Source organism: Streptomyces sp. NPDC060002, from assembly GCF_042737245.1.
Classification (GTDB): Bacteria; Actinomycetota; Actinomycetes; order Streptomycetales; family Streptomycetaceae; genus Streptomyces.
The window spans coordinates 191,852-212,346 of record NZ_JBHWUW010000006.1; the positions used below are offsets into that span (position 1 = coordinate 191,852).

A 20,495-nucleotide genomic window follows, 5' to 3' on the forward strand; every position below is an offset into this window, starting at 1 on the left:
TCAGCCCTCCAGGACCGTGCGCAGGTCCCACAGGGTGCGCCAGGTGGCGGAACCCTGCTCGGCGCGACGCCGGACGGGCCCGTCCCAGTAGCCGCGCAGCCGGGCCGCGTCGGCCGGGTCGTCCTTGCGGACCACACCCAGCAGATGGCCCGGCAGCAGCCCGAGCACATCACGGTCGCCCGGGAAGTACGCCGCCGCTAGCGCCAGCGCGCCCGCGACGGACACGGCCTCCGCGGTGCTCATCACCGTGGACGGCCGCTCCACCTCCCAGCCCTCCGCCGACCGGCCCTCACGCAGATCACGGAAGGCGGTGACCAGCGCCTCCAGCACGGCGTCGTCGACCTGGAAGGGCGCGCCGGCCCGCTCCACCGAGGCCCGTGCCTGGCTGCGCACCAGGGCGGTCTCCGCGTCGAGGTCCGGAATCGGCCCGACCGTCTCGAAGTTGAAGCGGCGCTTGAGGGCCGCGGACATCTCCGAGACGCCCCTGTCCCGCAGGTTGGCCGTGGCGATGAGGTTGAAGCCGGGCGCGGCATGCGCCAACGCGTCGTCAGAGCCTGCCAGTTCGGGCACGGCGATGCGCCGCTCCGACAGCAGCGAGACCAGCGCGTCCTGTACCTCGGGCAGACAGCGCGTGACCTCCTCGACCCGGGCGATGGCGCCCCGCGACATGGCGGTCAGCACCGGGGAGGGCACCAGTGCCTGTCGGCTCGGCCCCTGCGCCAGCAACAGGGCGTAGTTCCAGCCGTACTTGAGCTGGTCCTCCGTCGTGCCCGCGGTGCCCTGCACGACCAGCCCGCTGGTGCCGCACACGGCGGTGGACAGCAGCTCGGACAGCATCGACTTGGCGGTACCGGGCTCGCCGACGAGCAGCAGCCCGCGCTCGCCGGCGAGCGTGACCACGCACCGCTCCACCAGCGCCCGGTCGCCGACGAACTTGCCCTCCACGACCAGCCGGCGCGGCACCCCGTCCGGCGTCCCGGCTTCCTCGGGCAGTTTCAGGGCGCGGCCGTCGCTGCCCATGACGAACGTGACGACGGCACGCGGGGTGAGCCGCCAGGCGGGCGGGCGCGGCCCGTCGTCGTACGCGGCGAGGAAGGCCAGCTCGGCGGCGTACCGGTCCTCGGGCGGGACGATCTGGCGGACGGGGGCGGCGGAGTCGGAGTCGGAGGACAGGGCGGTGGTGGTCATCGGCGCGCGTTCTTCCAGGTGGGGCGGGACGGTGGTCATCGGCGGCGGCCCTTGCGGGTGGCGCGGGTGGTGAGCTGCTCGTAGGCCGGGGCGTCGCCGGAGCGGACGCGGTCCCACGCGCGCGTGAACAGTTCGGGCACGGGCATCAGCGGCAGCACGCGCCCGTAGGCGCGGACCGGATAGAGGCCCTCCTTCCAGATCTCCACCGGCAGCGCGGGCGACGTGAGGTCCAGCCAGCCGCACGGCAGGAACAGGGTGCGTCCGGCGCGCGCCCGCTTGGCCTCGACGACCAGCTCGCTCGCCGCGAGTTCGGCGCGGGCCTTCTTCATCCGGGCGGGCTTCCAGCCGGTCCAGCGGGCGCAGTTGCGGTCCGTGGGGTCCGGGAGGGCCAGCAGCTGGAGATAGAGCGCCGCCGCGTCCTCGCCGAGGCCGTGCCGTTCGGCGACCTCGGTGACCAGGCCGGGCACGCTGAAGGTCGGGTCCTGGGCGTGTCCGGAGGGTCCCTCGGGATCGCCCCCGACCGCGACCGCGCGGGCCAGTTCGTCGTCGAGAAGGGTCCGCAGGGCCCGCATGCCCTCGCCCCGTCCCGGCCCGACCAGCCCCTCGACGAGCCCGAACACGGGGTCGTCGGGAGCGTCGAGCGCGCCCGCCCGGACCAGGACGGTCTCCTGGTCGCCGTACCAGGGGCGCAGCACCAGCGCCTCGCCCACGGGTGTCATACCGTGGGCGTCGGCGCCCCCGGTGGCGGGCAGCCCGTACGCCTTGCGCAGTTCGACGGCGGACGAGGAGCCCTTCTCCGTCCACGCGACGTCCAGGTCGAGCAACAGGCCCCGGTCGGCGACGCGGCGGCGCAGCGCGGCGAGGCTCTCCGGCAGGACGGCCCGCAGCGGGTGCCCGTACGGCAGGGAGTAGGCGAGTCCGGCCAGCGCGGTCACGGCACCCGTCAGGTTGTGCCGGCCGGGCAGCGCCGCCGGGTCCTCCGCGACCAGGCTGCCGCCCTTGTCCGGCCGTTGGACGGTGGTGCGGCTGATCCAGGGGGTCAGCCCCGGGTTGAGGACCTCCTCGGCGGAGCCGGCGGGCAGGCCGCCCAGGGAGAGTTCCCCGGCGAGGTCCTCGGGCAGCCGGACGACCTCGCCGAGCCGCTCGGCCCACACCCGGCCCGCCGCCTCCGTGTCCGGCCCGGCCGTCCACAGGTCACCGGGGTTCCCGGGCAGCAGGGCGCCGACGAGGGCCGCCCGGTCGCCGCTGCCGACCGACGACAGCAGGGCGTCGGCCAGCTCCTTCTGACGTGGCTTCAGCCCCGTCGCGGCGATCACCTCGGCGGTGAGCTGCTTCGGCCGGCCGGCCAGCAGGAGGGCCGCCTGCATCGGCCCCAGTCCCCCGCGGGTCGCGGCGGCGAGGGCGGCGGGCGCCTCCGGCTGCCAGGGCGCAGGGCCCTTGTCCCGGACGAGCGCGGTGACGGCGCTCAGCGCGTCGGTGGGGAACAGCGCCGGGCGCGCGGTCTCGCGCTCCAGCGTGAAGTGGGCGATCGCGCCGAAGACGCCGGCCGGATCGTGGTCCAGGGCGAGCCAGTGCACCCGCCCCGACTGCCGGTCGAGGTTCTGGCAGCCGAGGACGACGACGGTTCGGCCGTCCCGGCGCAGCACCTGACCGACGCGCTCCTGCTTCTCGTGCGGCTCGCTCAGCACGACCTCGCGCAGAGCGGCCCCGGGAGCGGCCAGCGGACCGTCCGCGATCGCCTCGAACAGCAGCAGCAGCGCCTCGCGGTGCGCCTCGGTCACCGTGGCGGAGGCGGCGCGGTACGCGAGCGGGCGCAGCATGTCGAGCACCGGCGTCCACACCAGCCCGATGCCCGGCAGGGTGAACTCGTCGCTGCGCCATCCCTCGACGGCGCCGGTGGACCGGGAGGCCCCGGCCAGGGCCTTGCCGTCGGCCGGCTTCCCGGACAGCACGTGGTTCACGGCGCGGACCTGCCGCAGCGTGCTCCAGCGGACCTCGCCGCCCCACCATCCGTGCACCTCGGTGAGCCCCGTGGTGGCCTCGCGCAGCGTCGCGTCGTCGCCGTGTTCGGGCTTGAGGTCGGCGAACATGCCGTCGACCCGCAGGCGCTCCGCCTTCGGCCGCTCGACCGGCGGCGCCACGAACGCGGCGGTCGACTCCGCGAGCCGCAGCCCCGCGCGCACCAGGGCGGCGACACCCGTGACGAGACTCCCGCCGCCGAGCGAGGGCAGGGCGCGGGACACGACCTCCTGGACGACCTCGTCCGCGGGCGGCACGAGGGCAGCGCTCTCCGAGGTCCCGTCGACCACCTTGGCCGCCGCCAGCTTCGCCTGCCGTTGCGTCAACTCCTCCTTGGCGGCCCGCAGTAGCCCGGCCGACTGCTCGTCGGTCAGGGTACGCAGCACCGCCGACGCGCCCTCGTCGCGCGGGCGAAGGGCGTGCCAGAAGTCGGCCGGCGGCACGAACCGGGTGCCGGCGGCGAACTCGCCGCCGGGCTCCATCGGTGTCACCCGGCCCAGCTCCCCGGCGGCGGACGGGTCGTCGCCCGCGTAGAGGGCGATCTGCCGGTGCAGAGCGACGGCCACGGGCGCGGCCCCGCCCGGCAGCCGCAGCGCGCCGAGCAGGACGCCGGGCGCCCGCCCGTCGGCCCACGGCAGGGTGACGGTGCGGCCGTCCGGGGTACCGGCGACGGTGCGGGCCTCCGCGCCCTCGCCCTCGGTGCGCACCCAGCGGCCGAGCACGGTGCCGTCCGTGCCGAACGGGCTCCGCTCCAGGCCTGGTTGGAGCGGCAGCACCTCGCAGTGCTGCTGGAGCAGGCTCGCGTCCTCCCGGATACCGGACGACAGGAACGCGGGCAGCGAGGCACGCCCGTGGGCGCCGGTGGCCGGGTCGTACTCGAGCCACACCTGCTGCCGGCCCTGCCTGCCCTGGCGCCAGAAGGAGGTGCCGTCGCCGAGGATGCGGCGGCTCGGCGGCACGACGGTGTCACCGGCGTGCAGCGTGCGTCCACCGGTGGCGCGACCTCCGCCGGGGACCGGGATCGAGGGTTCGCCCGCGTCGTTGCCGCCGTACCAGTGCGGAAGCTGCTCACCGCCGAGGGGGAAGACGTCGGCGGGGCGGGCCGACCAGTAGCCGAACTGCTTGCCGTCCTGCCGCCACATGACGAGCAGTTCGCCGTCCGTGTAGCGGTAGCTCGGGCGCTGCCAGCGGTCCAGTGTCACGGGCAGCCGAAGGTCGTGCTCGAGCAGGATCTCCTCGGGGCCGACGACGATCACCTTGTGCGCGCGGGCGAGGATCAGCGCGGGCCAGGCCTCGCTGACGCCGAGCGTGTCGTCGTGGTCGCGCTTGGTCTCGGCGTCCAGCCGGCGCAGCGCCTCGTCCAGCGCGGGCCAGCCCAGCTCGTCCAGCAGGCCGGCCCGCAGCGTGTGCCCGAGCAGCGGCGCGACCGTGTGCGCGCGGACCACGGCGACGGCGGCCGGGCTGACCCGGGCGGCGATCGCACGGAAGGGGCGGAGCCGTTCCAGCGCCGCCCGCGCGGCGGGCAGGCCGACCGCCGAGGCGAGTTCCCCGGCCGCTTCGTCCAGCCACTCGCGCAGCACCTCGCTGAGCACGGGGTGGGCGGCCAGTTTCTCCAGCACCTCGGGCGCGGGGCGAAGCCCGCTGAGGGTGCCGATGTCGGCGTACAGCAGGCGGCGCAGGCGGGGGTCCGCCGCGGTCGCGGTCAGGTCGCGCCGGCCGGGCAGCGGCTCGCGCAACCAGCGGTCGACGGAGAGGTACACGACCTGGTCGCGGCCGGGCAGCGTGAGCGGCACGCCCTGGGCCGCGCACAGGTCGAGCAGGTCGAGGTCGGCGCCGGCGTGCCAGCGGCCCGAGCACAGATCGACGGGACGGCCCAGGTCACGCAGCCGGGGCCCCATTCGCTCCACGAGGGCGAGGGTGGCCGGGGAACGGCCGCTGACATTGCCGCCGTGCTTGCGGTGCAGGGCCCACCGGCCGAGCCAGTCCGCCGGGTCCACGTCGGACGCCGTCTCACCGGTGAGGAGCAGATCCGCCCCGCACTCCGCGAGCAGCGCCAGCCAGAACTCGTCGTCCTCGACGGAACGCCCCAGGCCGGCCGGCATGATCTCCAGCAGTCGCGCCCGCACCTGCGGCCGACGCTCGGCGAGGACGGCGAGCGTCCCCCGGTAGGCGTTCCAGAAGGACGCGGGGGCCCGGACCGCGGCGGGCGAGGACAGCAGGTCGGCGACCAGGCCGCACTCCTCGGTGATCCGGTCGAGACCGGCGGCCTTGATCAGCCCGCGCGCGTCCTGCGGCAGGGAGGCGTACGGCGGCATCCCGGCCGCGCAGCGCTCCACGGTCAACTGCCGGAACTGCGCCCAGGCCTCGGCCGCGTGGAGCCGCGCCGCGAGGGCCTTGACATGCTCCTTGAGCGCCTTGACCGTCAGCGCACCGGCGAACGCGAACTCCAGGAACACGGCCCGCTGCCGCTCCTCGTCGACCTTCAGCGCGTGCACCCGCTCGGCCTCCCGGGCCTTGCCGAAGAAGGCGGAGGCGTACGTCGTGTTCTCGTGCTGGAGGAAGACGCGGGCGGCCTGCTCGTAGAAGGTGGGCAGGAAGTGCGGCACCGCCCGGCCCAGCCGGGTGCCGAGCGCCTCGAAGCCGTCCTTGGCGTTGCCGGGGCGGGACTTGGCCTGCCGCGCGAGCCGCTCGACGTCCTTGACGAGTGCCAGCGCGTGGTGGCCGTTCGCCGGGTCGTTGACCAGCGCCCAGGCGGGGAAACCGAGCGTCTCCCGGCGCACCTGACCGACCTCGGGCGTCTCCGGGTCCCGGGCCAGCCCGAGGAAGTCCAGCGCCAGGTCCTCGGCCTCGCCCAGGGTGCCCGGCACGAGCCGCACGATCTGCCGGTCGTCCAGCGCGGGGTGGGAGTACCTGCGGACGGTGAGCGTGTCTGCGTCCTCGCGGCTGGTGCTTCCCGGGGGCAGCACGGCGCCCGCGTCGAGCAGCGCGCCCGCGGTGGTCTCGTCGTAGGTCGTCATGCCGCCCGCTCCTCGTCCTCGATGTCCCGCCCGGCGTACAGCGCGGCCGCCATGCGCATCCCCTCGGACCAGGCCACCGGCCCGATCAGACCGAGCTTCAGCACCCGGCCGGCGGTGTCGGTGAACACCAGGGGACCGGTCTCCGCCTGCTCGTAGCCCTCGTAGTCGCCGACCCACACCCGGGCCTCGACGGCGCGGTTCTCCTCGAGGACGGAGGTGACGGCGTGGCCGCCGCGCACGCGGTAGCCGAGCTGGGTCACCCGGCCGTGCAGGAACCGCTGTTCCTTGAACACGCCGCCCGCGTACTCCTCGACCGCGGTGCCCTCCTCGTCGAGCGTCGAGGGACGCCGCCACACCTCGCGGAACAGCTGCTGCGCGCGCTGCTCGACGCCGAGTTCGACGGCGAACTCCCGCAGCTCCTCCAGGTCGTCGAGGAGCACGGGGTGCGGGAGGCGGACCAGGTCGGGGGTGATGCGGACGGTGTCGCCGTCGAGATCGACCAGACCGAGTCCGCGCTCGGGGTCGGCGTCCCGCAGGAACCCGGCCACCTCGCCGTCGGCCCCGGTGACGACGAGGTCGCGCAGGGCGGCCTGCCAGGCGGGGTCGGGCCACACCTGGGCGACGACGGCGAACGGCACCGGCAGCGAGCGCACCATCCACCGCTCCACGTCGGCCAGGCACTGGCGTTCGTGCCGCTCCAGCCACTCGGTGAGCTGACGCAGGCCCACCACCGCCGGCTCGTCGGCGATCTTGGGCGGCACGGACTTCAACCGCCGCCCGGCCGCGTTGCGGCACACCACCTTGCCGTCATCGAGGGCGACTTCGTAGTCGCCGGCCGACACCCACCCCATGTGTGCCTCCCGCACCCGCAGTGATCAAGTGACGGGAACTGTAGAACAGGCCACTGACAACGGGATCCGGAAGACGACGGGGCGGGCGGCACCCCGGGGCCCGGCAGGACGAGACCCCTGGTCAGCGCCCTGTAGCGGGCCTCGCCCGGGACCTCGCGCGCCCTCGCCCGGGACCTCCACGCCCTCGGCAGGCCAGGGGCGTCAGCCCTCGACCCAGCCGTGGTTCTTCGCGAACTGCGCCAGGCCGGCCCGCACCTGGACGATCTGCTCACCGGTGAGCGAGGGCGCCGCCGTGAGCAGCGCCTCGGTGACGTCCCGGGTGAACTCCTCGGTGCTCAGCACGTCGCACAGGACGTCGTCGTCGGCAGCCAGCGGCTTGCCGTCCGCACCCCGCGCGAGCCGGACGTCGGACGCCTTCGGACCGCGCTCGCCGTCCTCGATCTCGAACTCCACCACGATGCCCCGGCGCACCTGCGACTCGGGCATCAGCATGTCGTTGACGTGCAGGAAGACGTCCTCCCCGCCGTCGTCGGGCGCGATGAAGCCGTAGCCCCGCTGACTGTCGAAGCGCACCACACGACCAGCAACCATCCCAACCCCCAGCAACCTCGAAACACCCACGTCGGTGAACCTGCCCAGATCGTAGTCAAGGCGACGGGCCCCGGGCGACTCCAAGGATTCAGCGTTCCCCGTGCTCGGTCTCACAGGGGTCGCCGTGGTACGCCAGTACGTCGCCGTGCTCGTCCTGCCGGCCGTGGGCCGTCCCCGGCCGTCCCCGGCTGCGGTCCCGCACCCGGCGGCAGTGGGGCCCGGTCCTGCTGCCGGCGGTGGTCTTCGGGACGATGAACCTGTCGCTCTGCACGGCCATCGACCGCATCGGTCTCGGTCTCGCGGTGGCCCCGGAGTTCCTCGGGCCGCCGACCATCGCGCCGGCCGCCGCGACCGTCTCCGCCGTGCTGTGCCTGCCGGTCGGCGTCGTCCTGGTCCTGCGCCACCCGCCGACCGTCCGGTCCGGCGGCTACGCCGTGGCCGCCGGGGTCCTCTCCTCCGCGGTGTCCTACCTCGCCGATCTGTTCACTCTGCGGCATGTGCCCGCCGCTGCGTTCGGCCCGTTCACGAGCGTCAACCCGGTGCTCGCCGCGCTGGTCGGCCGGTTCGGGCCGGGGCAGGGCTTCGGCCTCGTCGACCGGTCGGCGGTCGCCGCCGTCGTCCGCGCCGACGCCCTCAGCGTCCTCGTGCCGCGCCGCTGACCGGGGTCAGGACTCGGCTCGCTCCGCGTTGCGCTTCTTGATGCGGACGGTCTCCTTGCGGACCTCGGCCTGCGTGGCGCGCTCCTTCTCCAGCCACTCGGGCCTGGCGTCCTTGACGGCCTCGATCTGCTCGGTGGTGAGCGCCTCGGTCACCCCGCCGCGGGACAGGCCCGCGATGGAGACGCCGAGCTTGGCCGCGACCACCGGACGGGGGTGCGGGCCGGTCTCGCGCAGCTTGAGCAGCCACTCGGGCGGGTTCGCCTGGAGTTCGGTCAGCTCGGCGCGCGAGACGACGCCCTCCTGGAACTCGGCGGGCGTGGCGGGGAGGTGCACACCCAGCTTCTTCGCCGCGGTGGCGGGCTTCATCGTCTGGGTGCTCTGCTGGGACTTCATACAGTCCAGGGTATCGGCCGCGGCGGAGACCTCCGACCACAGCCGGTAGCCTGGCGGGATGACCGACTCGGCGGACTCCTCCTCGTTCCGGCTCGCGTACGTCCCCGGAGTGACGCCCGCCAAATGGGTGCGGATCTGGGCGGAGCGCCTGCCCGACACCCCCCTCACCCTCCTCCAGGCGACCCCCGCCGAGGCCTCCGAGGTCTTGCGCGAGGGCGCCGCGGACGCCGCCTTCGTGCGGCTTCCGGTCGACCGTACGGTCTTCAGCGCGATCCCTCTGTACACGGAGACCACCGTCGTCGTGGTCCCCAGGGACCATCTGATCACCGCGGCCGAGGAGGTCACGGTGGCCGACCTCGCCGACGAGGTGGTCCTGCACCCGCTGGACGACGTGCTCGGCTGGGAGCGGCTGCCCGGCGAGGCCGCCTTCGAGCGCCCGGCGACCACCGAGGACGCGATCGAGCTGGTCGCGGCGAACATCGGCGTACTGGTCGTGCCCCAGTCCCTGGCCCGCCTCCACCACCGCAAGGACCTCACCTACCGCACGGTCGTCGACGCCCCGCAGTCGGACATCGGCCTCGCCTGGCCCGAGGACGCGACCACCGAGCTGGTCGAGGACTTCATCGGCATCGTCCGCGGCCGCACCGTCAACAGCACACGGGGCCGTGCCCAGCAGGCTCCGGCGACGGAGCGCAAGGGCGAGCGCGAGCGCCCTAAGCCGCAGCCGGGCTCCGGTGCGGGCAAGGGCACCGCCGGGGGTGCCCGCGGACGCAGCGGTGGAGCCAAGGGCGGTGGAGCCAAGGGCGGTGCCGCGAAGGGCGGCGGCCGGCGCGGTACCGGCGGCGGCAAGCCCCGCCGCCGGTCGTAGCGACCTCGCTCACCGTCAGCGCACGTAGGTCGCCGCGCGCGCGGTGCTGACCACCTTCGCCCCGTCGGCCGCGCCGAGCAGCCCGGCGGCCACCCAGGCGTCCACCACCGTCCGCACCCGCGCCACCAGCGCCGGCTTCCCGCGGAACGGCGCCGCCGCCCACACCTCGTCGAGCAGGGTGGTGCCGTCCGTCTTCGCGGGGTTCGCCACGCCCGAGTCGCTGTTGCCGAGGACGATCCTGGGCTCGGCCCGTCGTACATAGGCGTGGGTCGGGTCCTCGGTGCCCTCGAAGAACGGGGCGAACCCCATGCCGTCGAGGGTGAAGTGCAGCGGCTTCCCGCGCACCGGTGTGAGGGAGGGCAGCAGGTCGCCGGAGAGGGCCGCGTTCCGGTAGAGGCCGAACTCCAGGTACGTCGTCGCGGAGTTGCGGGCGACGAGGTTGACGGGACCGTGGAACAGGGTCTGCAGGGACGGGTCGTCGAGCGCCTTCTCGACCCGCAGCCGGAACGGCATCGTCACCCGGACGACGTCCCCGTCGCGCCAGGTCCGAGCCACCGTGAAGTAACTGCCGGGCGTCGGCGTCCCGTCGACCCTGCGCCCGTTGACCGTCACCCCGAAGCCGGCCGTCGCCCAGGACGGCACGCGCAGCCGCAGCGCGAAGGCGGTCCGGCGTCCCCGGACGGTGAGCGTGCTGCCCTGCTCGCGCGGGAAGTCGGTGCTCTGTGTGACGGTGACGCCCTTCTCGGCCCAGGTGAGCGTGGACGCGCTGTACAGGTTGACGTACAGCGCGCCGCCGTCGGCGGCCCGGAAGTACACCGAGTCCTGGTACTTGGTGGCGCTCTCCATGCCGGTGCCCTCGCAGCAGGTCGTGCCCTGCTTGGGGGTGTAGTCGCGCACATGGCCCGGGGTGAGCCCGATGAAGTACGTGACCAGCGGCTTCTCCGCGTCCGCGGTGTCCTGCCTGGAGCCGAGGACCTGGTTGTACAGGGCCCGCTCGTAGTAGTCCATGTAGGCCGGGTCCTGCTCGTGGAAGAAGAGCATCCGGCTCAGCTTCAGCATGTTGTACGCGCAGCACGTCTCGGCGGTGGTCGCGCCGATCGTCCCCGCGACGACGTCCCTCGCCTTCCAGAACTCGGCCGTGCTGGTGCCGCCGATGCCGTACATGCGGTGCGGTACGACCATGTGCCAGAAGTTCTTCGCGGCGGTGAGGTAGCGCGCCTCGCCCGTCGCGTCGTACAGCCGCACCAGCCCGGTGAAGATCGGGATGTGCTGGTTGGCGTGCAGCCCGTCGAGCGTGTCGGTGTCGGCCGCGCAGGCGTCGATGAGCTTGTCGAGGTCGAACAGCCGGGCCAGCGCGAGGTGTTCGGCCCTGCCGGAGAGGGCGTGCAGATCGCAGATCGCCTCGACGATGCCGCCGAACTCCCCGCTTGAGAAGATCCCCCACATGCGCTGGAGCGTCGCCTCGGGCAGCTTCGACAGCCGGGAGTGCATCCAGTCGCACATCCCGGACGCCAGGTCGAGCGCGCGGTCGTCGTCGGTGGCCAGGTACGCGTCCAGCAGACCCCGGAGGATCTTGTGGGCGGTGTAGTAGGGCGCCCACACCTTCGTGTAGTCGGAGCCGGTCATCGACTCCAGCTGGATGAACTGGGTCTCCGGGTAGGCCGCGAGGAACCCGGGATGGCTGGGCCCGCCCCAGGTACGGCGCAGGGTGGCGGTCAGGCCTCGTCCGGAGGCGTCCGCGAACGTGCTTCCCGAGGTCTCCTCGAAGGCGTACGAGGCGAGGTCGCCGGTTGCCCGGGCGCTCGGCAGCCCGGCGACCTCGTCGGCGGTCAGCGCACGCGACCAGACGTCGAAGCCGCCGAAGGCGCCCGCGAAGACGGCGTCGGAGGCGTAGTGGGACCGGCCGAGCCAGTGGCCGGTGAGGGCGCCGAGGGCGGCCGGGGTGAGCGACATGGCGGCGTTGCGGGCCACGGCCGTGCCGTCGACGTACAGGGTGCCGGTGCCTCCGGCGAGGGTCACCGCGAGGTGGCTCCACCGGTTCAGGGGGAGCGCGGCCGTGCCGTCGAGTCCCTGCTCGCCGCCCGCCCCGCCGGTGGTGATGGCGAACCGGGGCACCCCGCTCGCGTTGCGGGCGGCCAGGTACAGATACCGGGTCGTGTCGTTGCCGAAGTCGAGGATCCGGGTCCAGGCGGCGTCATGGGTGGGCTTCACCCAGGCGGCGAGGGTGACCTCGGTGGCGCCGCCGAGGACGCCGGAGGGCAGATCGACGTACTGGTAGGAGCCGCGGACGTTCTCCACGGCCGTAGCGAACCTCCCGTCGGTGCTCAGGGCGACGGGGTCGTGCCGCAGGGCCTCGCGCACCTCCGTCAAGGCGCCGACCGCCGTGCGGATCCGGTCCGCGAACACCTGATCACCGGTGCTCGCGTACGCCTGGGAGAGCATCGTCAGGAAGTGCCCGGTGTAGTGGCCGCGCAGATTGCCGTTGGCCTCCCCGTCCAGGCCCTCCCAGCCGCCGGGGGCGACCGCGCCGAGGGTGGAGAGGCCGGCGTTGGCGCGGAAGACCTGGAGCAGCCGGTTCACGTCGTAGCCGCGGGCGTGGTCGAGCATCAGCTGCCGCTTGGCGGCGAAGACACCGGCGCCGAGCGTGACGTCCTCGAGGCCGAAGGGCTGGAGGGACCAGGCGGTCGGGGGCGGGAGGGCGGCCGCCGAGGCCTCCGCGGCCGCCGTGGCGGAGATCGCCGGAACGGCCGTCGCCAGCATCGCGCTCTGGAGAAGGATCCGTCGGGTGAGGGGCGGTGCCATGTGCTGCTCCTCCGGGCCACAGGTGACCCACACTGTCGTTCGATATCGCGAACGGCGTGCGGATGGTCGACCAGACGCTAGAGGGGTGGCGGGGGAGCGTCAACGGGTCTGACGGGACGGAAAGTTGCGAACGCCGGCGCTACTTCGAGACCGCTCGCCCGATCGACTCCACCAGCGGCAGCAGCCGGTGCGGCACGCGCTCGCGCAGCGCGACCTCGGTACGGGTGCGGACCACGCCGGGCAGGCTGATCAGCTTCTGGATGACGTCCTCCAGGTGGGCGTTGTCGCGCGCGACGACCCTGGTGATGAGGTCGCCGCCGCCGGTGATGGAGAACGCCTCGACGATCTCCGGCACGGCGGCCAGCGCGTCGCCCACGTCGTCGAGGTGTCCCTGGGTGACCTCGATGTGCACGAACGCGAGGACCGGGTGGCCCAGTGCGGCGGGGGAGAGCGACGGCGCCGCGCCGGTGATCACGCCGTCCCGCTCCAGCCGGTCGAGGCGGGCCTGAAGGGTGCCGCGCGCGACACCGAGGAGCCGGGCGTACTCCCGCACGCTCGTCCGCGGCTGATCGAGCAGCAGGCGCAGGATGCGGGTGTCCAGCTCGTCCACGGCCATCCGGCGGGCCTCCTCGCGCGTTCGTGATCAGCGCCGACTGTACCAATGGCCCAGTGCACCGGACGGGGTCCGAGCCACTTGGGGGCTGGGTGCCGGCGCCGAGGGTGTCGGCCAAGGGGTGCCGTTGGCTAGCTGATGGTCGGGGAGATCCTGCCCAGGATGGGCCATTGGCTCAGTTGCCTCGGTCCCTGTTGAACCAGCAGCCCTCCGGATGCTCCAATGGCGGAGTCGATGGCGCTGCGGACCTCCGCGGCGCCTTTCTCATGTCGCGGCACATCCGCGGCGCGTCAGGGTGGGGAAAGGGCGGGGCAGCTTGCTGAAGAGGGCGTTCGTGGCACCCGATCCCGGACGGGTGCGACTGCGGTTCGCCTGCCGGGCCGTGCTCGGCATCGGGCTCGCCGTCGTACTGTGCGGGCTGGCCGGACAGTCGCTGGTGGCGGCCATCACCGGCGGCCTGGCCGCGCTGCTCGCGCTGTTCACGGTGACGGACGCGACGGTGCGCGGACAGGCCGTGACCACCGCTCTCCTCCCGGTCGTCGGGCTGCCGGTGCTCGCTCTCGCGGCCGTCCTGCACGATGTGCCCGTAGCCCGGGACGCGGCCTTCCTCGCCGTGGTCGGAGCCGGGGTGTACGCACGCCGCTGGGGGCCGCGCGGGCACTCGCTCGGGGTGTTCGCGTTCATGACCTTCTTCGCCGCCCAGTTCCTGCACACCGTCCCCGGCCGGCTGCCCGAGCTGTGCGCGGCCGTCCTGCTGTCGATCGCCGCGTCGTCCGCGGTGCGGTTCGGGGTGTGGCCCTACGAACGCCGGCTGCCGGCACCGGCGGCCGTCGCCCCGCCGGCCGGTGGGACGGGGCTGGCGCGGATCACCACGCGGCAGGCGACGCAGGCCACCGTGGGCGCGGGCTTCGCCCTCGTCGCCGGGCAGGCGCTGTCGGACCAGCGGTGGTACTGGGCCGTGGGTGCCACCTGGTGGGTGTTCGTGAACACCACCTCGCGCGGCGAGACCCTTGTGCGGGGGTTCCGGAGGTTCCTCGGGACCGTCCTCGGGATCGTGCTGGGTCTGGTCGTGGCGCTGCCCCTGCACGGGGAGCCGGTGGCGACCGCCGTGGTGGTCGCCGTCGGCGTCTTCGGGATCTTCTACTCGGCCGCCGTGTCCTACACCTGGATGATGCTCGCCGTCACCGTCATGGCGAGCGCGCTGTACGGGCTGCTCGGCCTGCTCGACCCGGCGCTGCTCGCCCTGCGGGTGACGGAGACGGCCGTAGGGGCGCTGGGAGCCGCGCTGGCGGTGCTGCTGGTGCTCCCGGTGACCACGCACTCCGTCACCGACGCCTGGGTGGAGCGCGCGCTGCGCTGTGTGCACCTCTGCACCGCCGAGGCCGCGGCCCGGCTCGCGGGATCCGCTGCGGCGGACCCGGCCCGGCGGGTGGTCGAACTGGAGCAGATCCTCGCCCGGGTCCGGTTGTCCCTGGCGCCGCTGGTGCATCCGCTCAGCCCCCTGCGGGCGCGCAAGGGCAGGGCCCGGCATGTGCTGGAGCTGCTCGACGACTGCGCCCGTGAGGTGCGCGGGCTGGCCTCGGTCGCCGCAGACCCCGAGGCCTCGCACGACGCCCGCCTCGTCGCCGCCTGCTGGCGGGTGGAGGCCGCGGTCGAGGCGCTCACCGCACCGCCGACCGACGCGCGGCCGCGCCCGGCCGAGACCGTCGCCGTACCGCTCGGCACGGCGGCCGAGCCGGTGCTGGCCCACCTCCACGCCCTGGAGCGGGCCCTCCTCGAACTCGCCGTGCCCCTTCGCGGCGCCACCCGCGTCCCGGTCGGCGCCTGAGCCCGCCCGGCTGCCGGCCGCGCCGGCCCGCCACCCGGGCGCCGTCGCCCGGCCGAGCGAGCGCGCCTGGTCTAGACCGCTGGTGATCGACTGCTACGGTCACCCCGAGCAGCAGCGTCAGCAGCGGCAGCGGCGACCCGGGAGGGGACAGCGGTGGCAGACCTCGGCGGAAGGCGACGGCGGGCGTTCATCGGCTCGTTCACGGCGGCTGGAGGACCTGGGATCGTGGTCGCCGCCGTGGACCCGGTCAGCGGCGCGCTGACCGTCCTGAGCAGCGTGAACGGCCTCCCCGACCCCTCGTATCTGGCCCTGTCGGCCACCGGGGACACCCTGTACGCGGTCAGCGAGACGGCGGACGGCGCGGTGGCCGCGTACCGGGTGACGGGCGACGCGCCGGAGCAGACCGGGCCGCCCGTGCCGGTCGGCGGCAGCGGCCCCACGCACCTCAGCGTGTTCGACGGACACGTCCTCACCGCCAACTACGGCTCCGGCAGCGTCACCGCCGTCCCCGTCCGCGCCGACGGCACCCTCGCCCGCGTCGCCTCCGGCGTCCTGCGGCACACCGGCTCGGGCCCGCACCCGCGCCGCCAGCAGGCCCCGCACGCCCACCAGGTGCAACCCGACCCGAGCGGGCGCTGGGCGGTCAGTGTGGACCTCGGGACGGACTCCGTGCGGGTGTGCGCCCTGCGCGACGGCAGCCCCGTCCTGCACCGGGAGCACGCGCTGCGCCCCGGCTCGGGGCCGCGCCATCTGGCCTTCCATCCCGGAGGCGGCTACGCCTACGTGGTCAACGAGCTCACCCCGACCGTCACCGTCTGCCGGTGGGACGCCTCGGACGGCTCCCTGAAGCCGCTGGCCGAGGCCGCCGTACTGCCCGGCGCACCGGCCGGGGACGCCTACCCCTCGGGGCTCGTCGTCTCGCCCGACGGCCGGTTCGTCCGGACCGCCACCCGAGGCGAGGACGTGCTCTCCGTGTTCGCCGTGGAGGGCGCGGGGGAGGCGCTGCGGCTGGTCGGGACCGTGCCCTGCGCCGGACACTGGCCGCGGGCCGTCGCCGAGTCCGGCGGTTTCCTGTACGTCGCGAACGAACGCTCGGGCGACGTCACCTGGTTCTCCCTCGACCCCGCGACCGGCCTGCCCCGGCGCAGCGGCTCGATCGCGGTCCCCGCCGCCTCCTGCGTCGTCCTCGGCTGACCCGCACCGCCGCTCGGCGCCGAACCCGGGGAGCCGCTGCTGTTCCGCGGCCCCGGCCGGCCCCGCGCCGAATCCGGGGCGCCGACGCGAAGGGCCCGCTCGTCACCCGGAGCGGGCCCTTCGTTCGTACGGCGTCCGTGCGGTCGGCTCAGCGGACCGGCGCGCCCTGGGGCTGCGGCGGGGCGATACCGAGGGCGGTCGTGTACTTGGCCAGCGCGAGCTTGCCGATGGCCGGGTACGGGCCGAGCGCCTCGGCGGCGGCGCAACCGGCTTCCCTGGCCGCCTCGACGATCAGCGTGGCGTCGATCTCCGGGCCGATCAGGTAGGGCGCCAGCGCCAGGTTCTGGGAGCCGGAGGAGCGCAGCTGCTCCGCGACGGAGGCGATGGAACCCTCCTGGTCGAGTGCCGCGGCCATCACCGGCACGGCGAGGCGCGCGGCGAGCAGCATGCCGGTGATCCCGGCGGCCTGCACGGCCTCCTCGCCACCCACGGAGGCGAGGATGATGCCGTCCGCGGCCGTCGCCACGGTGAACAGCCGGGCGCGGTCGGCACGGGCCAGACCGGCCTCGGACAGGCGCACGTGCAGGGCCTCGGCGAGCAGCGGGTGCGGGCCGAGCACATCGGTCAGCTCGGCCGCGATCCGGCTCTCCATGACGGCCTGGCGGACCTGGCGCAGCAGCGCGCCGTCGGGGCCGGCCAGCAGCGGCACGACGACGCCCACCGGGCCGTCGGGCTCCTTGACGTCCAGTCCGGCGGCACGGGCCTGCTCGAAGCGCGCGGTGCGTTCGTCGGCTGCGTGCGCGAGAACGGACTGCAGGGTGGGGAAACCGGTGTCGTCCCCGTCCAGGTAGCCGATGCGGGCGTCGAGGCCGGGCAGCTCGGAGCGGGCGATGCTCACGATCTCCTCGGCGAGGCCGCGGGTGGCGGCGCTCGGCGGACCAGGCACCGCGAGGACGAGCGCGGGCGCGCCCTCGGGAGCCGCCAGCGGCTCGGGTCGGCGGTGCCGCCCGGGCTGGCGAGGCCGCGGCATTCGTACTGGCAGGCCGGACGCGGGCCCAGTGGGGGAGCTCATGGCGACGCATGTTACTGGCTTCCTGGGCTCCCCTGTTCGGGGAGGGTGCACGTGAGCGGTATCCGTCCGGTTTTGTCTGATGAGTTACGTACGGATCAGAAGTGATCAGCATGTTTTCCAGGTGACTTGCCCTCGGAGGCGGTAATCCCCCTTTTGGGGCATGACGTACGTTCCCTACGTACGATGCATCAGATGGGGTTCACCGGGCTCTCCACCGAGAGCAGGCTCTCCTCGCGCGGCAGCGTGAACGCGCCCGCCGCGAGTTCGGTGGCGATGCGCACGGCGCCGTCCAGTGGATCGCCCTCGGCGGGCACCCGCACGGCATGCGGCAGCAGTCGCGCCAGTTCCTCCTCCACGGGCACGAGGAGCGGGTCGCCCATCCTGGACAGGCCGCCGGTGAGGGCGATCCGGGGCTCCCCGCCGGCCGGGCAGACGGCGGCGGCCGACTCGGCCATGTGCCGGGCCGCGTCGCGCAGGATGCCGGCGGCGACCGGGTCCTCCTCGGCGCAGACGGCCACCTGCGGCGCGAAGGAGGCGAGGACGGCCGGGCGGTCCGGGCGGGGGTAGAGCTGACCGGGCAGCGCGGTCAGCGGACCGAACCGCTCCTCGGCCCGGACCAGCAGGGCGGCCGACCCGCCGGGACGTCCGTCGTACGCGCGCAGGGCGGCTTCCAGACCGGCCCGCCCGATCCAGGCGCCGCCGCCGCAGTCGCCCAGCAGATGGCCCCAGCCGTCCGCCCGCCGCCATGCCGTCAGGTCCGTACCGATCGCGATCAGGCCCGTGCCCGCGGCCACCACGGCGCCCGGCCGCGGGCCGAGCGCGCCGACATAGGCGGTGACGGCGTCGGCGGCGAGCGCGGTCGTCCGGACGCCGAACTCCCGCGCCAGCGCGCCCGGGAGCTCGGCGCGCAGCGCGTCGCCCAGGGTGCTGAGCCCCGCCGCGCCCACGACCGCCGTAGCGGGCCGGAGGACGCCGGTCTCGGCCGACAACGCCCTTACCAGCGGCGTCAGCTGTGCCATCAGGTGGTCCGGGTCGATGCCCCGGGAACCGGTGCGCACGGGCACCTGGGACGAGCGCTGGGCGAGGGCGCCGCGCTCGGCGGTCCCCAGGACGACCCGGAGACCGGAACCACCCGAGTCCACGGCGAGGATGCCGCCACCGGAGCCATCCGCGGTCCCGGCCCTGCCTCCCGGACCGGACCCGTTGCCCGGACCGGCCCTGCCTCCCGGACCGGACCCGTCGCCCGGACCGGCCCTGTCTCCCGGACCGGACCCGTCTCCCGATCCGGCGCCGACGGTCACGGCAGGCGCCAGTCCACCGGCTGTCCTCCCTGCCGGACCAGCAGGTCGTTCGCCCTGCTGAACGGCCGCGAGCCGAAGAAGCCCCGGTCCGCCGACATGGGGGAGGGGTGCGCGGACTCCACCGAGGGCAGATCCCCCAGCAGCGGACGCAGGTTACGGGCGTCCCGGCCCCACAGGATGGACACCAGGGGCTTGCCGCGCGCCGCCAGCGCCCGTATCGCCTGCTCGGTGACCTCCTCCCAGCCCTTGCCGCGGTGTGCGGCCGGTTTGCGCGGGGCTGTGGTGAGCGCCCTGTTGAGCAGCAGCACCCCCTGCCGCGTCCACGGCGTCAGGTCGCCGTTGGACGGCTGGGACTGGCCCAGGTCGGTGTTCAGCTCCCGGTATATGTTGATCAGGCTGCCCGGCAGCGGACGGACCTCCGGGCCGACCGAGAACGACAGACCCACCGCGTGCCCGGGCGTCGGATACGGGTCCTGCCCCACGATCAGGACGCGGACGTCCTCGAAGGGCTGCTGGAAGGCCCGTAGGACGTTCTGTCCGGCGGGGAGGTAGGTGCGTCCGGCGGCGATCTCCGCGCGCAGGAAGTCGCCCATCTCGGCGATCCTCCCGGCGACGGGTTCGAGGGCCTCGGCCCAGCCCGGCTCGACGATTTCATGCAAGGGTCGTGGTGCCACGGCGTCACCCTACTGCCGTACACACGGCGTTGATCAACCGGTGGCCAAGGCCGGACGGCCGCCCCCCGCGCACGGTTGCGCTCATCCGACCACCGCGGCCCGTACGCACAGGACGTCCGGCAGGTGTGAGGCCAACTGCCGCCAGCTGTCGCCGTCGTCGGCCGAGGCGAACACCTCGCCGTTGCGGTTGCCGAAGTACACCCCCGCCGGGTCGCCGTCGTCCGTGCAGAGCGCGTCGCGCAGCACCGTGCCGTAGTGGTCCTCCTGCGGCAGGCCCGCCGTGAGCGGCTCCCAGCTCCGGCCCGCGTCCGAGGTACGGAAGACCCGGCACCGGTGGTCGGCGGGCACCCGGTCCGCGTCGGCGTTGATCGGGAACACGTACGCCGTGTCCCCGCGGGCCGGGTGCGCGGCGACGGCGAAGCCGAACGTGGAGGGCAGACCGGCGCCGATGTCGGTCCACTGCCCGCCCTTGTCGTCGCTCCGGTAGACCCCCCAGTGGTTCTGGAGGTAGAGGCGGTCCGGGTTCGCCGCGTCCCTCGCGACCTTGTGCACGCACTGGCCGAACTCCGGGTTCGGATCCGGCAGGAACACCGCGGCGACACCGGAGTTGGCGGGCGCCCAGCTCGCGCCGCCGTCGCTCGTGCGGAACACCCCGGCCGTCGACACGGCCACGGTCACCGACCGCGGGTCGCGGCTGTCGGTGAGGACCGTGTGCAGGCCCTCGCCGCCACCGCCCGGCACCCACTTCGAGCGGGTGGGGTGCTCCCACAGCGGGCGGACCAGCTCGAAGCTCTCGCCACGGTCCCGCGAGCGGTACAGCGCGGCCGGTTCCGTGCCCGCGTACACCACGTCCGGCTCGGCGGCCGCCGGGTGCAGCTGCCACACCCGCTCCAGCGAGGCATCCGTGTCCTGAGGGAACTTGACGGCGGGTGCGGCCGGTTCGGTCCAGGTCCGGCCGAGGTCGTCGGAGTGGAACACCGACGGGCCCCAGTGCGCGCTGTCGCCGCCGGCCAGCAGCCGCGGCCGGTCGCCGCGGGTGTCGATGGCGACCGAGTAGATCGCCTGTGCGTTGAAGTAGGGGGATTCGTCGAACTCCCATGCGCCGTCGCGCCGACGCCCGATGAACAGGCCTTTGCGCGTGCCCACTGCCAGCAGTGCTTCGGTCATGCCGATCACCTCCGCGGTGTCTTTGACGTCCTTGTCCCAGACACCGGCCAGTCTGCACCCCGCCACTGACAGTCACCTCTGGAAATGCCGTTGCCGCAGGTCACAGCGGCGACGGCGGGTCGGGAGCGCAGGACGTCGGCCGCTGTCGGCGGGACGCCCGCGCGGGTGCCGGGCCCGTGGGACCGCCGGGACGAGGAATTCGGCCTGAGCATCGGGGCCGCCTGCCCCGTATGGGAGGGCGGCCGGGATGTTCATGCG

Annotated in this window: 14 protein-coding genes and 1 pseudogene; 4 read left to right on the forward strand and 11 right to left on the reverse strand. The window is 74.3% G+C overall.

Annotated elements, in window-relative coordinates; genetic code table 11:
* From ACFWBD_RS08645 to ACFWBD_RS08660, 4 genes are all read right to left on the reverse strand, one after another.
* On the reverse strand, positions 1 to 1,188 hold the full coding sequence (locus tag ACFWBD_RS08645) for an AAA family ATPase (RefSeq protein WP_385664683.1): 1,188 nt from the start codon (positions 1,186 to 1,188) through the stop codon (positions 1 to 3).
* Positions 1,189 to 1,223: 35 nt separating this feature from the next.
* Positions 1,224 to 6,224 carry a hypothetical protein gene (locus tag ACFWBD_RS08650; protein WP_385664548.1) on the reverse strand — a complete coding sequence of 1,667 codons (5,001 nt, stop codon included), beginning with the start codon at positions 6,222 to 6,224 and terminating at the stop codon, positions 1,224 to 1,226.
* Complete coding sequence (locus ACFWBD_RS08655) at positions 6,221 to 7,075, reverse strand: DUF4132 domain-containing protein (RefSeq protein WP_385664550.1); 855 nt, start codon at positions 7,073 to 7,075, stop codon at positions 6,221 to 6,223. Before ACFWBD_RS08655 ends, ACFWBD_RS08650 begins: the two co-directional genes overlap by 4 nt.
* Positions 7,076 to 7,276: 201 nt before the next feature.
* A complete protein-coding gene (locus ACFWBD_RS08660; RefSeq protein WP_028806173.1) occupies positions 7,277 to 7,666 on the reverse strand; it encodes a cold-shock protein in 390 nt (129 codons plus the stop codon).
* Positions 7,667 to 7,766: 100 nt separating this feature from the next.
* Here ACFWBD_RS08660 and ACFWBD_RS08665 point away from each other — a divergent pair.
* Positions 7,767 to 8,325, forward strand: a pseudogene (locus tag ACFWBD_RS08665) (hypothetical protein).
* Positions 8,326 to 8,331: 6 nt separating this feature from the next.
* Here ACFWBD_RS08665 and ACFWBD_RS08670 read toward each other — a convergent pair.
* A complete protein-coding gene (locus ACFWBD_RS08670; protein WP_385664553.1) occupies positions 8,332 to 8,718 on the reverse strand; it encodes a DUF5997 family protein in 387 nt (128 codons plus the stop codon).
* A 58-nt stretch (positions 8,719 to 8,776) separates the two neighbouring features.
* Between ACFWBD_RS08670 and ACFWBD_RS08675 the strand changes: the two genes are divergently transcribed.
* A complete protein-coding gene (locus ACFWBD_RS08675) occupies positions 8,777 to 9,586 on the forward strand; it encodes a LysR family substrate-binding domain-containing protein (protein ID WP_385664556.1) in 810 nt (269 codons plus the stop codon).
* A gap of 15 nt (positions 9,587 to 9,601) precedes the next feature.
* Here ACFWBD_RS08675 and ACFWBD_RS08680 read toward each other — a convergent pair whose 3' ends face one another.
* Both ACFWBD_RS08680 and ACFWBD_RS08685 read right to left on the reverse strand, forming a co-directional pair.
* Complete coding sequence (locus tag ACFWBD_RS08680) at positions 9,602 to 12,388, reverse strand: beta-L-arabinofuranosidase domain-containing protein (protein ID WP_385664559.1); 2,787 nt, start codon at positions 12,386 to 12,388, stop codon at positions 9,602 to 9,604.
* A 139-nt stretch (positions 12,389 to 12,527) separates the two neighbouring features.
* Positions 12,528 to 13,004 (reverse strand): Lrp/AsnC family transcriptional regulator, encoded by a 477-nt coding sequence (locus ACFWBD_RS08685; protein ID WP_385664562.1) that lies wholly within the window; start codon positions 13,002 to 13,004, stop codon positions 12,528 to 12,530.
* Positions 13,005 to 13,317: 313 nt separating this feature from the next.
* Between ACFWBD_RS08685 and ACFWBD_RS08690 the strand changes: the two genes are divergently transcribed.
* Both ACFWBD_RS08690 and ACFWBD_RS08695 read left to right on the forward strand, forming a co-directional pair.
* A complete protein-coding gene (locus ACFWBD_RS08690) occupies positions 13,318 to 14,829 on the forward strand; it encodes an FUSC family protein (RefSeq protein ID WP_385664564.1) in 1,512 nt (503 codons plus the stop codon).
* A 153-nt stretch (positions 14,830 to 14,982) separates the two neighbouring features.
* A complete protein-coding gene (locus ACFWBD_RS08695) occupies positions 14,983 to 16,023 on the forward strand; it encodes a lactonase family protein (protein ID WP_385664567.1) in 1,041 nt (346 codons plus the stop codon).
* A gap of 148 nt (positions 16,024 to 16,171) precedes the next feature.
* Here the strand turns inward: ACFWBD_RS08695 and ACFWBD_RS08700 are convergent, their stop codons facing one another.
* From ACFWBD_RS08700 to ACFWBD_RS08715, 4 genes are all read right to left on the reverse strand, one after another.
* Positions 16,172 to 17,095, reverse strand: a complete 924-nt coding sequence (locus tag ACFWBD_RS08700; protein WP_385664569.1) for a sirohydrochlorin chelatase — start codon at positions 17,093 to 17,095, stop codon at positions 16,172 to 16,174.
* Positions 17,096 to 17,283: 188 nt separating this feature from the next.
* Positions 17,284 to 18,237 carry an N-acetylglucosamine kinase gene (locus ACFWBD_RS08705; protein ID WP_385664571.1) on the reverse strand — a complete coding sequence of 318 codons (954 nt, stop codon included), beginning with the start codon at positions 18,235 to 18,237 and terminating at the stop codon, positions 17,284 to 17,286.
* Positions 18,238 to 18,392: 155 nt separating this feature from the next.
* Positions 18,393 to 19,070 carry a uracil-DNA glycosylase gene (locus ACFWBD_RS08710; protein WP_385664574.1) on the reverse strand — a complete coding sequence of 226 codons (678 nt, stop codon included), beginning with the start codon at positions 19,068 to 19,070 and terminating at the stop codon, positions 18,393 to 18,395.
* Positions 19,071 to 19,151: 81 nt separating this feature from the next.
* Positions 19,152 to 20,303: a WD40/YVTN/BNR-like repeat-containing protein gene (locus ACFWBD_RS08715; protein ID WP_385664576.1), complete on the reverse strand. Its 1,152-nt coding sequence runs from the start codon at positions 20,301 to 20,303 to the stop codon at positions 19,152 to 19,154.
* Positions 20,304 to 20,495: the final 192 nt, after the last annotated feature.